This is a genomic window from Mycobacterium botniense, from assembly GCF_010723305.1.
GTDB lineage: Bacteria > Actinomycetota > Actinomycetes > Mycobacteriales > Mycobacteriaceae > Mycobacterium > Mycobacterium botniense.
Map to the genome: position 1 here is coordinate 1,322,984 of NZ_BLKW01000004.1, position 13,000 is coordinate 1,335,983.

The following is a 13,000-nucleotide window of genomic DNA, read 5'->3' on the forward strand; positions in this document are numbered from 1 at the left end:
CGCGCTGCAGTTCCGGTGCGGACGAGCTGTCAGCGGCGCGGTGGACGGAATCTTGTGTCGGCCAACGCGGTAGCCATGCCGTTTCCGATCGGGCCGTGCTGATCGAACAACATCGCCGCCCCGGCGGCGACACCGGCGTGACTGTAATGGGTTAGCGCAGCCAACCCAATGTCGGGACCGCTGGGTAGCCGGCTGAGCGTCAGTGTGTAGTCGACGTTGATGAACTGCAGACCCTTTGTGCCCCAGTGTGTTAACGGATTCGTGACGTCGCCGGCCATTGCTGCCCGGGTAAACGGGGTCAGCGGCTCGCCGTCGACGAGCACCTTTGTTTCCCGCACCCACGCGTATTTCGGCGTCAGCCTGTGGGTGACGCCGTGAGCGGGCCCGGTATCCGAACCCCACCCGTAGGCCCGGAGGAAGAACGGCGAATTGTCCGGCGCAGCATCACGTTCGGACGGCATCGGGGGCATCGTCACCGGCATCGACCAGACGTGTTGATCAGGCTGGGAACCACGGCGCACGAACACCGCGCTCGCCCGCGCGACGTCGGTGCCGTGCTGGGTGAGTGTGGCGTCGACCACCCGGATGCGACGCCCGTCGCGCGCGATAGTGGCCGTGACGCGCATGGGCTCGAGCTTCGTCGGGCGGAACAGGTCGACGGTCAGCCGGGCCGGCTGCAGTTCCGGATCGCCGGCCGCGCGCTCGGCCGCCCAGCCCAAAATCCCGCCGATCACGTGTCCGGCCATGGTGGCGCCCCATGGGCCCTGCGCAATCCGGGTGGGTACGTAGCTGTCACCGTCGGGCACCACATAGGCCCGCACATCGTCTGTTTCGTCTATTTCGCGGGCACCAGCGGCCCGCGTGCGATCCGGGGTTACCACTGTGATTGCTACATCGCTTTATGCGGTACGTCGGCCACCAGGCCACCGTCCATGATGAATTCGGCGCCGGTTGCGTAGGAGGACTCGTCGCTGGCCAGAAACAGCACGAACGTCGACACCTCCATCGGCTCTCCGGGCCGCCCGAGCGGGACGGTGACCATGTCGTCGGGAAGATGTTTGGTCATTGGAGTTCGGATAAAACCCGGATGAATCGAGTTGACCCGGATATTGTTGGCCGCCAGCTCGAGCGCGGCCGACTTGGTCAGTCCGCGGACCGCCCACTTGGAAGCCACGTACCCATGCACCCATGCCGCACCGCGCAACCCCTCGATCGACGAGACGTTGATGATCGACCCGCCGCCGGCGGTGATCATTGGGTCGATCACGGCTTGCATACCCAGCAGTGTGCCGGTGAGGTTGACGTCCAGGATTTGCTGCCATTTGGCCAGGTCGAACGTCTTCAGCGGCCCGAGGTTCACGATGCCGGCGTTGTTGACCAAGACGTTGAGCCTGCCGAATTCGTCTACTGCCGTGCACACCGCGGATTTCCACTGGTCCGGCTGCGTGACGTCGAGATGGACGTAACGGGCGGCAGCGCCGAGCTCGTCGGCCAGGGCTTTACCGTCGTCGTCGAGGATGTCGCCGACTACCACCTCGGCGCCCTCGGCCACCAGCAGCCGTGCGTGAGATGCGCCCATACCTCGCGCTCCGCCGCTGATCAGTGCAACTTTTCCGTCCACGCGTCCCATGACCGGTCAGGCTACCGGAGACTGTCGCAGAAGTGAGAACCTGTTGCAGCCGGCCCGGTCTAGCCGACATGGCACCCTGGCCCGCCCACCAGCGGCAAATCCAACGTGGTCCTGATCCCGGGCGGGGCCGCCACCACCGCGGGAATGGCGTTGACGATCCGGCCCGCCGCCGCCACGATCGCGGCGTGGTTATGGTCACCTCTGCGGCTGCTGGGGCACACATCGACGGTGTAGGACGGCTCACCGGTGATTTCGACTCGGTAAGAGCCGCCCGGTTGTGCGGGCTGGGGCCAGTCCGGACGCAGGTCCTCGCGCAGCCGGGTGACATGTTCGATCACGATGGCCGGCCGTCCCTGCACCATGCCGCGGATCTCGAAGCGCAGCGCCGCGACGTGGCCCTGGGCAACGTGCCCGGCGGCGATGTCGAAGGCTTCCGGTGCGGGTTCGCGTTCGTAGCTTTCGGTGATCGTTTCGACCTGGATGCCCAGGCCGGCGGCCAGCTGCCGGATCGCGGTGCCCCACGCGATGCCGAGGACACCCGGTTGCAGCAGCAACGGGATTTCGTCGAGCGGCTTGCCGAAACCCATGACGTCGAACATGACGGTGGAGCCGTCGTAGGTGGCGTAGTCGGCGATTTCCATGCAGCGCACCTGTTCGACGCGCTGGCAGGTTCCTGCGAGCGCCAGCGGGATGAGGTCGTTGGCAAACCCGGGGTCCACGCCGGTGATGAAGAGGCTCGAATTGCCTTGGCGGGCAGCGTCTTCCACAGCCTGGATGTACTTGTCGGGAATCAGGTGCCACGGGAACTGCAACACCACCGGTGCGGAGCCGACGACGTTGATGCCGGCCGCCAGGATGCGCCGGCAATCCTCGATGGCGTCGGGGGTTCGGGTGTCACCCATGGCGCAGTAGACCGCGCAATCGGGTCTGCTGTCCAGCACGGCCCCAAGATCGTTGGTGGCGGTGACACCCGTGCAACCATCCAGTCCTGCCAGCGCTGCCGCGTCTTTGCCGACCTTATCCTTCGCGGACACCCAGACTCCGGCCAGCTCAAACCGGACATCGGCGATCAGCTGGGCCAGCGCCAGGCGACCAACATTGCCGGTGCCGAGGTGAATTACGCGGATGGTCACGGACATCTCCCTGGTGTCTGGTGCCTGGTGTTGCGTGGCGCCCGGCGGCTAGCTGACGGCAGCCTAGCCGCGGGGCACCGGCGGGCGTTGCCGGGCGGGCGGCAGCGCAGCCCGGCCCGATCCGGTCGGCACCGAGCGGGTTGATCCGGACCGGCTGGCCGGGCGACTCACGCCGGTACTAAACTAGAACATGTTTCAATTCGGCCGGCCGGCCCGTAAGGAGCAGGGATGCATACCCCAGTCTGTGACGAACTTGGTATCGAGTTTCCGATCTTCGCGTTTACCCATTGCCGCGATGTGGTCGTCGCGGTGAGCAAGGCCGGCGGGTTCGGAGTGCTCGGCGCGGTCGGTTTTTCTCCCGAACAGCTCGAGATCGAGCTCAACTGGATTGACGAGCACATTGGCGAGCATCCCTACGGGGTCGACATCGTGATCCCCAGCAAGTACGCGGGTATGGATTCGCACCTGTCGGCGGAGGAGCTTGCGAAGACGCTGCGGGCCATGGTTCCGCAAGAGCATCTCGATTTCGCCCGGAAAATCCTCGCCGACCACGGTGTGCCGGTCGAGGACAGTGATGCCCACGCTCTGCAATTGCTGGGCTGGACCGAGGCCACGGCTACCCCGCAGGTGGAAGTGGCGCTGCGGCACTCGAAGGTGGCGTTGATCGCCAACGCGCTCGGCACTCCCCCGGCTGACATGATCAAACACATCCACGACTCCGGACGCACGGTGGCCGCGTTGTGCGGGTCGCCGTCGCAGGCGCGCAAACATGCCGACGCCGACGTCGACATCATCATCGCCCAGGGCGGCGAAGGCGGCGGGCACTGTGGCGAGATCGGCTCGATTGTGCTGTGGCCCCAGGTTGTCAAGGAAGTCGCGCCGCGGCCGGTGCTGGCGGCCGGCGGTATTGCCAGTGGCTACCAGATCGCTGCGGCCCTGGCCATGGGTGCGCAGGGCGCGTGGACCGGCTCCCAATGGCTGATGGTCGAGGAAGCGTCCAACACCGCGGTGCAGCAGGCCACCTACGCGAAGGCGACCAGTAAAGACACCGTGCGCAGTCGCTCGTTCACCGGCAAGCCGGCGCGCATGCTGCGTAATGACTGGACTGAGGCGTGGGAACAACCCGGTAACCCGAAACCGCTGGACATGCCGCTGCAGTACATGGTTTCGGGCATGGCCGTCGCCGCCACCCAGAAGTATCCAGAGCAATCCGTCGATGTCGCGTTCAACCCGATTGGTCAGGTGGTCGGTCAGCTGGTCAAAGTCGAGAAGACCTCAGCGGTCATCGAGCGCTGGGTCCAGGAGTATCTCGAGGCGACCACGAGGCTCAACGAGCTCAACGAGGCCGCCACCCTCTGACAGGGGCCGGCCCGGGGCCACGGCCGTCTAAGCTCGTCGACCCTCCCGGCGCTGCCGTCGCCCCGGGCACCGCACCTCTCGCGGCACCCGGCCGTTCGGCACGGCACACCGGTTACTCGGTGATGGGAACGAAGCCGCCTCCGGTCTGCGGGTAGCCACCTCCGACTAAGTAGCCCGGCTGCCAGCCGCGGGCGCCCAGACACAGCATCGGCAGGCCGTCGGGAGACTGTGCCGCCGATTGTGGACCCGGGCAGGGCGCGCCGACGTTCTGGACACCGTACAGCGGGTAGGAGATCACCCAAAACCCGGTGCTGACAGCCGGGAACTGATTGGGTATGAAATGGCACGCCTCAGCCTCACCGTTGGGGCCTCGTCCGAAGACGTACCGTTCCCAGCTGTCGCACGGTGCACCGAGTGAAGCGTCGTAGTTCATCCCCGGTACGTCTCCGTCGTACTGTCGCGGATCGGCGGCTGCGCCGGGGGTCGCGCTGAGAGCCGCTCCGGTGATCGCGACCGCGGTGACTAGTTCTCGAAACATGTCCTTCCTTGGGCGTCGAGACCGCCGGACCGTCCGGGCTGCCGGTGGTCTGCACCGCAGCATAACGAGGGCGGCGAGGTGACAAGGCCCATTTGCCCCTGCCCGCGATCACGCCGGCACCCGTGCACGTCCCCCTGCGGCGGTGTGGCGCCCGACCGAGAACACGTTTCATTCCAGCTTTTGTCATCCCGCAACGACACGTTCCATCTGTGGTGTAGCAATGTTTTACTGGACTAGAAGACGTCGTCGCGAAGAGGTGCACCGATGCCAACTCCGAATCTTCCTCCCGGGTTCGATTTCACTGACCCCGACATCTATGCCGAGCGGCTGCCGATCGAAGAGCTGGCCGAGATGCGGCGAACGGCGCCGATCTGGTGGAATGAGCAGCCGCTCGGCGTTGGCGGGTTCGATGACGGCGGCTTCTGGGTGGTGACCAAGCACAAAGACGTCAAAGAGGTGTCGCTGCGCAGCGACATCTTCTCCAGCCTGCAAAAGACCGCGCTGCCACGCTACAAGGACGGCACGGTCGGCGAGCAGGTCGAACGGGGCAAGTTTGTCTTGCTCAATATGGACGCTCCCCAGCACACCCGGCTGCGCAAAATCATCTCGCGGGCGTTCACACCCCGGGCGGTCGAGCGCCTGCGCGAGGATCTCAACGAGCGGGCCCAGAATATCGTCAAGGCGGCCGTTGCCGAGGGTTCCGGCGACTTCGTCGAACAGGTGTCCTGTGAGCTGCCGTTACAGGCCATCGCCGGGTTAATGGGTGTGCCGCAGGAAGATCGCAAGAAGCTGTTCCACTGGTCCAACCAGATGGTCGGCGACCAGGATCCCGAGTTCGCCGACAACGACGCCATCACCGCCTCTCTCGAACTGATCACCTACGGCATGCAGATGGCCGCGGAGAAGGCCAAAAACCCTGGGCCAGACCTGGTCACCACGCTGATCCAGGCCGATGTCGACGGCCACAAGCTCTCTGAGGACGAGTTCGGGTTTTTCGTGATCCTGCTGGCCGTCGCCGGTAATGAGACCACCCGTAACTCCATCACGCAGGGCATGATGGCCTTCACGGAGTTCCCCGACCAGTGGGAGCTGTTCAAACGGGAACGCCCGGTGACCGCCGCCGATGAGATCGTCCGATGGGCCACCCCGGTCACGTGTTTCCAGCGCACCGCGCTGCAGGATTATGAACTGTCCGGGGTGCAGATCAAAAAGGGGCAGCGGGTGGTGATGTTCTACCGCTCGGCCAACTTCGACGAGGACGTGTTCGAGGATCCCTACCGCTTCAACATCCTGCGCAACCCCAACCCGCATGTGGGATTCGGCGGCACCGGAGCGCATTACTGCATCGGCGCCAACCTGGCCCGGATGACGATCGAGCTGATGTTCAATGCGATCGCCGATCACATGCCCGATCTGACGCCGATCTCCACACCGCAACGATTGCGCTCGGGCTGGCTGAACGGCATCAAACACTGGCAGGTCGACTACCGGGGTAATTCCGCGGCGAAGTGCCCTGTCGCGCATTAGAAGTCGGCTGACGCGCGCCCGGCGGAAAGACGCTGCCGCAACGGCAGCGTGCTGTTCAGCGGTGATGTGTAGAGTCGGTCCGTGATCGACACCGTGCGCGCCTTGGGCGCCTCCGACGGTGAGTTGATCGTGCGTACCGGGGTCACCGGGAGGGCCGCGCGGATGGGCCATCGGTTGACCATTGCGATGAAGCAGTGGCACGCCACGGTGCGATGGGCCGATGGCGAACCGGTCAGCACGGAGGTCATCGTCGACTTGGCTGCGCTTGAGGTGTTACACGGCGAAGGCGGTGTGACAAGCCTGTCCGCGCCGGAGAAGGCCCTGGTGCGCTCGAACGCGCTGAAGTCGCTCAACGCCGGAGCATTTCCACAAGTACGCTTCGATGCCGATCGTATTGAGAAGACCGATGGCGGATATCGGCTGACCGGCCGGCTGGTGATCAATGGCAAAACTCGAGGACATGTCATCGACTTGCGAACAGAAGATCTCGGGTGTTCATGGCGATTGTCGGCCCAATTCATCGTTCGCCATTCCGATTTCGGTGTACGGCCCTATTCGCTGCTCATGGGGTCGGTGCGGGTCGCCGATGAAGTGACGGTGGCGTTCACCGCCAATCTGGGTAAAGACGTCTGATAGCGAGGTGACGATGCGCATTGGAGTGGTGTTGCCGCAGACCGAGATCGGCGCCGACGCAGGCGCGGTGCGTGCCTACGCCCAGCATGTCGAAGAGCTGGGTTTCACCCACATACTCGCCTATGACCATGTCGTCGGCGCCGACCCCCGGATTCACGTCGGCTGGGACGGGCCGTATGACGTGCACAGCACGTTCCACGAACCGCTGGTGACATTCGGGTATCTCGCCGCGGTGACGTCGTCGCTGGAGTTGGTCACCGGCATCGTCATTCTGCCGCAGCGGCAGGCTGTGCTGGTGGCCAAACAGGCGGCCGAAGTCGACGTGCTCAGCGGCGGACGACTTCGCCTCGGCGTCGGTCTGGGCTGGAACGCCGTGGAATACGAAGCGCTCGGGCAAGACTTCTCCAACCGCGGCAGGCGTTGCGAGGAACAAGTGGACCTGATGCGCAGGCTGTGGACCGAAAGCACCGTTACCTACCGCGGCAAATTCCACCGGGTGACCGGAGCGGGACTGGCGCCGTTGCCGATCCAACGGCCAATTCCCGTGTGGTTCGGCGGGTTTTCACCGCAGGCATACCGGCGCGCCGGCCGGCTCGGTGACGGTTGGTTTCCCATGGTGGGCCCCGGACCCCAACTGGACGAGGCGCGCCGATGGGTCCGTCAAGCGGCCGCGGATGCGGGCCGAGACCCCGACGGCATCGCCATGGAGGGTCGTGTTACCTGGCGGGGTAACGTGCCCGAGCTTCTGGACAAGCTGCGCGCATGGGCCGATACCGGGGCAACCCACGTGTCGATCAACACCATGGGTGCCGGTTTGACCTCGGTCGACGACCACCTCGCCGTCCTGGCGAGCGTGGCCGAAGCGGCCGAGAATTCACCGCTTCACCTCGATGGGTCCTCGTCTCGCTGAACGTGTCGCGGCAAATGTGTTTGGGTTCCACACCAGGATGCGGAACAATCAGGGCGGCGCACCGCTGCAGCCAACACACACCCAAGGAGCTGTCGATCATGCAACCTGAGACCTACCCGGTTCGGGTGCGAGGTGACCTCGACCCCGCGTTATCACGCTGGCAATGGCTGGTCAAATGGATTCTGGCCATCCCGCACTACATTGTGCTGCTGTTCTTGAACATCGCGGTTGTGGTGGTCACGGTGATCGCATTCTTTGCCATTCTGATCACCGGCAAGTACCCACGCCCGCTGTTCGACTTCAGCCTCGGGGTGTTGCGGTGGCGCTGGCGGGTGGCCTTTTACGCGTTGCACGCTCTGGGGACTGACAAATACCCTCCGTTCAGTCTGCGGGCGAAAGAAGATTACCCGGCCGATGTCGAGATCGACTATCCCGAACGTCTGCACCGGGGCCTGGTGCTGATCAAGTGGTGGCTGCTGGCCATCCCCCACTACCTCATACTCGCCGTCTTCTACACCAGCAGTTGGCACGTTCTCACGGTGAACCCGAACGAATTCGTTGCCTACTTATTGCCGCCGCTGATTGTGATCCTGCTTCTGATTGCTTTGCTGGGTTTACTGTTCACCGGGCGCTACCCGCAGGGCCTATACGATTTCGTGCTCGGCATCAACCGCTGGGGTATCCGAGTACGCGCTTACGCCACACTGATGCGCGATGAGTACCCGCCGCTGCGACTGGACATGGGAGCCCGCTGACCGCAGCCGGCATCTCCGGTATCGATAGCCGGTATCGATAGCCCAATCCGTCTGGCGCACTGAGGTCATCGCCGACTGGCCGCCGCGATGCCCTATCCGCTATGGCGAGGGAACCCCGGGATTCGGCGGTTGCCCCGGCTGAGCCTGGAGCGGGGGCGGTGCCGGTGGCGGGTCTCGATGCCAACCCTGGATATGCTCAAGCACCCTGGTCAACAGCGGTGCCCGGCTGTCGGACTGCGGCGGAGGAACACTCGGCTGCTGTTGTGGGGCTGGTGTGAGCGCTTCATCGGCGGGTATATCAGCCGACGGCTCCCGGACCGGGTCAGGTTCCGGCTGGCTGGCCGGCGCGGCGACCGGCGGCGCCACGGGTGGCGGTGGTGACGGAGTCGTCACCCGCGGCGCTTGGGCGTGTGGTGCGGGCGGAGCCACCGGCGCGATCCCCTGTGGCGAGGGGTGCGCCGCCTGCTGCACCGCTCCAAGAGCCCTGTCTGGTGTCAGCCGCAACCCCGCCACGAGCGATACCGAGGCCACCAAAGTGACCGCACCGGCAGCCAACGTGGCCAGCGCCCCCCTATAACCCGAATAAGAGGCCGAGCGCACCGGCTGCGCGCCGCGCTCGGCACCGACCTTCGGCAGCTGTACCTCAATGAACTCGGTGCTTCGCGATGCCGCGAGGGCCGCCCCCCGCGCAACTGCCAACTGCGCCGTGGTTTGAGCGAAAACCGGCACCGGCAGAACCTTTTCAAGCTGCCATGAAATGGTTTCGAGTTCGGGCTCCGATCCGACCAGGACGATGGCAGCCGGATGCCACCTGCCACGGTCGAACATGGTCGTCAGCCAGCGGATCAGCTTGTCGCGGCCGTTGCCCAGCTGTCTGACGGCTGTCTGTGTCGGGGGTTCACAGCTGTCGACCAGAACGACGGTGGCCGAATCGCGCTCCAGCACACACATCGCGGTCTGCTCGTAGCCGATGACCGGTGTTATCGCTCGGGCCAACGTTTCCACCGCCTGGAGCGACTGAACTGGCACAACATTGTCAAACCCTGCCCCGGTCAACGACTCCAGCAGCAGCGCCGCCTCCGCGGCCACGTCGTTGTTCCACGTCACGCCGATGACGCTCAGCAGGTAGCCGTGTGTGGTCGCCACATTGTGGGCACGCAGCACCGCTGCGGTTACCTGTTTCGCGGTCTTGACAGCGCGGCCCCCGCCGCCGGTGCACACACCGAACTCGCCGTGGTCCAGGATGCTGCCGTTTGCGTCGCTTCCCTCGACAAGAACCCACCCCACGGTGGTCGACGTCATCGACAGCCCGAGTACCGTGTCCACATTCGCACCTCGATCGTGCCCGGAGTGCAGGCCCCGTCGCTGCGCACCACAACACCACTGGGCGGTGGTTGGCGAGCGCGGACCGGACCGGGCCAGCGTGGTCTTCGTCGGCTTATCTTGGGTGAGCCTACGCGGGCGTCGCAACTTCGGCTCGTCGGGCCGGTCAAACGCCTCCGGATGCGCCGTGCCGTACCCCTACCAGGGGGCGGGTCGCTGGAATCGAATCGAGACGTCTTTGCGTCCTGATCGACATACCGGCTATTCACACGGTAAGTTTTGCCGAGGGCGCATGACGGCATACGACGAGGGGCATGACGAGGGGCATAGGTATGACAGACGTGAGTGAGAAGATGCGGGGCTGGGCACGCCGGTTTGTCGTCGCTGCTGTTGCGGCCGCGGTGCTGCCTGCCTTGGTCGGCCTCGCCGGAGGAGCCGCGACGGCGCGGGCGTTCTCGCGGCCCGGCCTGCCGGTGGAATATCTGCAGGTGCCGTCACCCTCGATGGGCCGCGACATCAAGGTCCAGTTCCAAAGTGGTGGACCCAACTCCCCTGCGGTCTACGCACTCGATGGGCTGCGTGCTCAGGACGATTACAACGGCTGGGATATCAACACCCCGGCGTTCGAGTGGTACTACCAGTCCGGTCTTTCGCTTGTGATGCCGGTTGGTGGCCAGTCCAGTTTCTATGCCGACTGGTACAGCCCCGCTTGCGGTAAGGCTGGGTGCCAGACCTATAAATGGGAAACCTTCTTGACCAGCGAGCTTCCCCAGTACCTGGCGTCGCACAAAAATGTCAAGCCGACCGGCAGCGCTGCAGTGGGCATCTCCATGTCGGGATCCTCGGCCTTGATATTGGCCGTCTACCACCCGCAGCAGTTCATCTATGCCGGCTCGCTTTCGGCGCTGTTGGATCCCTCTCAGGGCATGGGACCGTCGCTGATCAACCTCGCGATGGGTGACGCCGGCGGTTACAAGGCCCAGGACATGTGGGGCCCGAAAGAAGACCCGGCGTGGCAGCGCAACGACCCGATGCTGCACATCCCCGAACTCGTGGCGAATAACACCCGGCTGTGGATCTACTGCGGTAACGGCACCCCGTCCGAGCTGGGTGGGGCCAATTTGCCCGCCGAGTTCCTCGAAGGTTTCGTCCGGACCAGCAACTTGAAGTTTCAGCAGGCTTATCAGGCTGCCGGCGGCCACAATGCCGTGTTCAATTTTCCCGACAACGGCACCCACAGCTGGGAGTACTGGGGTGCTCAGCTGAATGCCATGAAACCGGATCTGCAGCGCACGTTGGGCGCCACCGGGGCGGCCTAACCGGCCTGCTTTCGGTACTGCCGCTGACGAGTCAGGGCGCATACCCGGGCGGCCGTCGCGGGTGTTCTGGGATCTCCGCACCGCGGACGGCCGTTCCGTGATTGGTGGTCTGCTCCCCTTCCCGAAGCACTGCCGCACGCGCACAATCGGAGAAGGAACGCAACGAAAGGAGCTGCAATGAAGGCCCACGTTGGCGATTGGTTGGTGATCAAGGGCACGACGGTCGAAAAGCCCGATCAGCGCGGGGTGATCACCGAGGTGCGATCAGCCGACGGCTCCCCACCGTATGTGGTGCGCTGGGCCTCGACCGGCCACGAGACGACAGTGTTTCCCGGACCGGATGCACTTGTGATGACACCGGCAGAATTGCAAGAGGCTGACGAGCGGGCTCGGCATCGGGCCGGCGCGGAGCATGCGACCGCGCAGCGCAGTCCCAGCGGCTAGACTCCGGCGGCCCACGGCCGGCCTTGCCCCTGGGAGCGATGGGCAACCCGGGTGAGCTTAGCGGGTTGGGTTGAATTCACCGGTGATATCGACCCACCCGGTGGTGTCGTTGCGGTGGTCGTTGAGGTTCCGGCATTCCCCGTAGAGGCGCATCGTTCCCATACTCGCGTCATCGCTGTCGGGATAAACGATGGCGGTGACGCCCTTTTTGTACAGGGTGACGCCGTGCAAGTGCTGGTTGGGCGGTAGACCCTCATACCAGCCGTGGGCCACCATCGTCGCCGCGACGTTGCGGAAAAAGCTCTCGGCATGCGCCCCGGCGGGCAGCGTGAAGTTCAGGTAAACCGCGCCCTGATACGGGGGGTCATCATGGTTTTTGCACGACATCAGCAAATAACCTGCCGTCGGATTCTGCAGCCGGGCCACCGTGACGATTTGTTGAGCCGGCTCGACAACCTGGTTCCTGCTCTGCGCATCGGTCACCGGGTCGGCCGGGTGTTCGAGCCTGTCGGCGGCCGGCGAATGGAGTCGGTCGACCGCCAGAAAAATCCCGTCCAGCACCAGCGACACCATCAGCGCAGCCGCAATGAGCGCCCGGCCCCACGGCGAGCGAAACCGTCTTTCCCATGTGCCGCGATACGCCACGTACGCCTGCATCATCGACCAGCGTTCCAGGTAACCGGCGTCACTCTCCCAATTCAGGCTAACCCGCCGACGAAAACGCCTCGCACCTTCGACACCGTGAGCACGCCTTCCGCCTCAGCGGTGAGCCCGGCGGCCCCTGCTTCCCGTCGGCAGTTGTCAGCCGCTCAGAGCGGCGATGAGCTCCTTGATTCGGGCCGCCTCTTCTTCAGTGGGGGTCTCATCAGCCTCGATGGCGTCGATCAGGTCCGCCCGCAGGCCCGCGCCGTTAGCAGTTTCTTGGGCGGAAAGTTTGGCACGCCGACGCGCAACGTAAAGTTGCTGGCCCAGGGTGGCGCCGGGTGCCGAGGCGGCCCGGGCCATCAGATCGTCATAGCGGGTGCGAACCCCGCTTAGCGCCACGATAACCGCTGGTGTGGCCCTGCCCCGGGCGGCCGCCCGGGTCAGCGCCGCTTGCAGTTTCCGCAAACCGGACAGGATCACGGCGGCGCGATCGGAAAATTCCGGATCGCCGGTGTCCGGCAGCGCGTCAATCGCGGCAATGAACATTTGCATCGCCGCGTCCACCAAGCTGACGATGACCGGGGCCTCGCCGTCATCCACCGTGCCGTCAGCGTTGAACCGTCTGGTGTCGTATCCGGCCGCACTGATCTGCGTGTCGATGGTGATCACTCCATAGGTCAACGACGTCGTGGGAGAAGACGCCGACACGCTAGCGCGGATCGATCGTCTTCACAAGGGTTTGAGACGTCGCCGGCTCCTGCCGCAGCGTCTCCCCGACCGGGGC

At 64.8% G+C, this 13,000-nt stretch carries 14 protein-coding genes; 7 read left to right on the forward strand and 7 right to left on the reverse strand.

Annotated elements, in window-relative coordinates; all coding sequences use genetic code 11:
- Positions 1-29 precede the first annotated feature (29 nt).
- From G6N08_RS16120 to G6N08_RS16130, 3 genes are read right to left on the reverse strand one after another with little or no spacing between them, the layout of a single operon-like run.
- Positions 30-839 (reverse strand): thioesterase family protein, encoded by an 810-nt coding sequence (locus G6N08_RS16120; RefSeq protein ID WP_246216857.1) that lies wholly within the window; start codon positions 837-839, stop codon positions 30-32.
- A 50-nt stretch (positions 840-889) separates the two neighbouring features.
- Entirely contained in the window at positions 890-1,630 is a 741-nt protein-coding gene (locus tag G6N08_RS16125; RefSeq protein ID WP_163758907.1) for a glucose 1-dehydrogenase, read from the reverse strand.
- Positions 1,631-1,689: 59 nt separating this feature from the next.
- Entirely contained in the window at positions 1,690-2,763 is a 1,074-nt protein-coding gene (locus tag G6N08_RS16130) for an NAD(P)H-dependent amine dehydrogenase family protein (RefSeq protein WP_163758909.1), read from the reverse strand.
- Positions 2,764-2,991: 228 nt separating this feature from the next.
- Here G6N08_RS16130 and G6N08_RS16135 point away from each other — a divergent pair, with 228 nt between their 5' ends.
- Positions 2,992-4,122: a nitronate monooxygenase gene (locus G6N08_RS16135; protein WP_163758911.1), complete on the forward strand. Its 1,131-nt coding sequence runs from the start codon at positions 2,992-2,994 to the stop codon at positions 4,120-4,122.
- Positions 4,123-4,234: 112 nt separating this feature from the next.
- Here the strand turns inward: G6N08_RS16135 and G6N08_RS16140 are convergent, their stop codons facing one another.
- Positions 4,235-4,660, reverse strand: coding sequence for a hypothetical protein (locus G6N08_RS16140; protein ID WP_163758913.1), 426 nt, complete (start codon positions 4,658-4,660; stop codon positions 4,235-4,237).
- Between the two features lie 264 nt (positions 4,661-4,924).
- Here G6N08_RS16140 and G6N08_RS16145 point away from each other — a divergent pair, with 264 nt between their 5' ends.
- The 4 genes from G6N08_RS16145 to G6N08_RS16160 all read left to right on the forward strand — a co-directional run bounded on the left by G6N08_RS16145 (position 4,925) and on the right by G6N08_RS16160 (position 8,485).
- Complete coding sequence (locus tag G6N08_RS16145; protein WP_163758916.1) at positions 4,925-6,187, forward strand: cytochrome P450; 1,263 nt, start codon at positions 4,925-4,927, stop codon at positions 6,185-6,187.
- Between the two features lie 81 nt (positions 6,188-6,268).
- Positions 6,269-6,820 carry a YceI family protein gene (locus G6N08_RS16150; RefSeq protein WP_246216784.1) on the forward strand — a complete coding sequence of 184 codons (552 nt, stop codon included), beginning with the start codon at positions 6,269-6,271 and terminating at the stop codon, positions 6,818-6,820.
- 13 nt (positions 6,821-6,833) lie between these two features.
- The gene (locus tag G6N08_RS16155; RefSeq protein ID WP_163760749.1) at positions 6,834-7,730 is read left to right on the forward strand and encodes an LLM class F420-dependent oxidoreductase; all 897 of its coding nucleotides are present in this window, start codon (positions 6,834-6,836) and stop codon (positions 7,728-7,730) included.
- Positions 7,731-7,828: 98 nt separating this feature from the next.
- A complete protein-coding gene (locus G6N08_RS16160) occupies positions 7,829-8,485 on the forward strand; it encodes a DUF4389 domain-containing protein (RefSeq protein ID WP_163758918.1) in 657 nt (218 codons plus the stop codon).
- Positions 8,486-8,584: 99 nt separating this feature from the next.
- Here the strand turns inward: G6N08_RS16160 and G6N08_RS16165 are convergent, their stop codons facing one another.
- A complete protein-coding gene (locus G6N08_RS16165) occupies positions 8,585-9,811 on the reverse strand; it encodes a DUF7159 family protein (RefSeq protein ID WP_163758920.1) in 1,227 nt (408 codons plus the stop codon).
- A 329-nt stretch (positions 9,812-10,140) separates the two neighbouring features.
- Between G6N08_RS16165 and ag85B the strand changes: the two genes are divergently transcribed.
- Positions 10,141-11,127, forward strand: a complete 987-nt coding sequence (gene ag85B, locus G6N08_RS16170) for a diacylglycerol acyltransferase/mycolyltransferase Ag85B (RefSeq protein ID WP_163758922.1) — start codon at positions 10,141-10,143, stop codon at positions 11,125-11,127.
- A gap of 177 nt (positions 11,128-11,304) precedes the next feature.
- Positions 11,305-11,571: a DUF1918 domain-containing protein gene (locus tag G6N08_RS16175; RefSeq protein ID WP_163758924.1), complete on the forward strand. Its 267-nt coding sequence runs from the start codon at positions 11,305-11,307 to the stop codon at positions 11,569-11,571.
- Positions 11,572-11,628: 57 nt separating this feature from the next.
- On the opposite strand, the gene G6N08_RS16180 is transcribed toward G6N08_RS16175, so the two are convergent.
- Together G6N08_RS16180 and G6N08_RS16185 are read right to left on the reverse strand one after the other, a co-directional pair.
- Positions 11,629-12,231 carry a lipoprotein LppJ family protein gene (locus tag G6N08_RS16180; RefSeq protein WP_218033390.1) on the reverse strand — a complete coding sequence of 201 codons (603 nt, stop codon included), beginning with the start codon at positions 12,229-12,231 and terminating at the stop codon, positions 11,629-11,631.
- 141 nt (positions 12,232-12,372) lie between these two features.
- Positions 12,373-12,762 carry a hypothetical protein gene (locus G6N08_RS16185; protein WP_163760753.1) on the reverse strand — a complete coding sequence of 130 codons (390 nt, stop codon included), beginning with the start codon at positions 12,760-12,762 and terminating at the stop codon, positions 12,373-12,375.
- Positions 12,763-13,000: the final 238 nt, after the last annotated feature.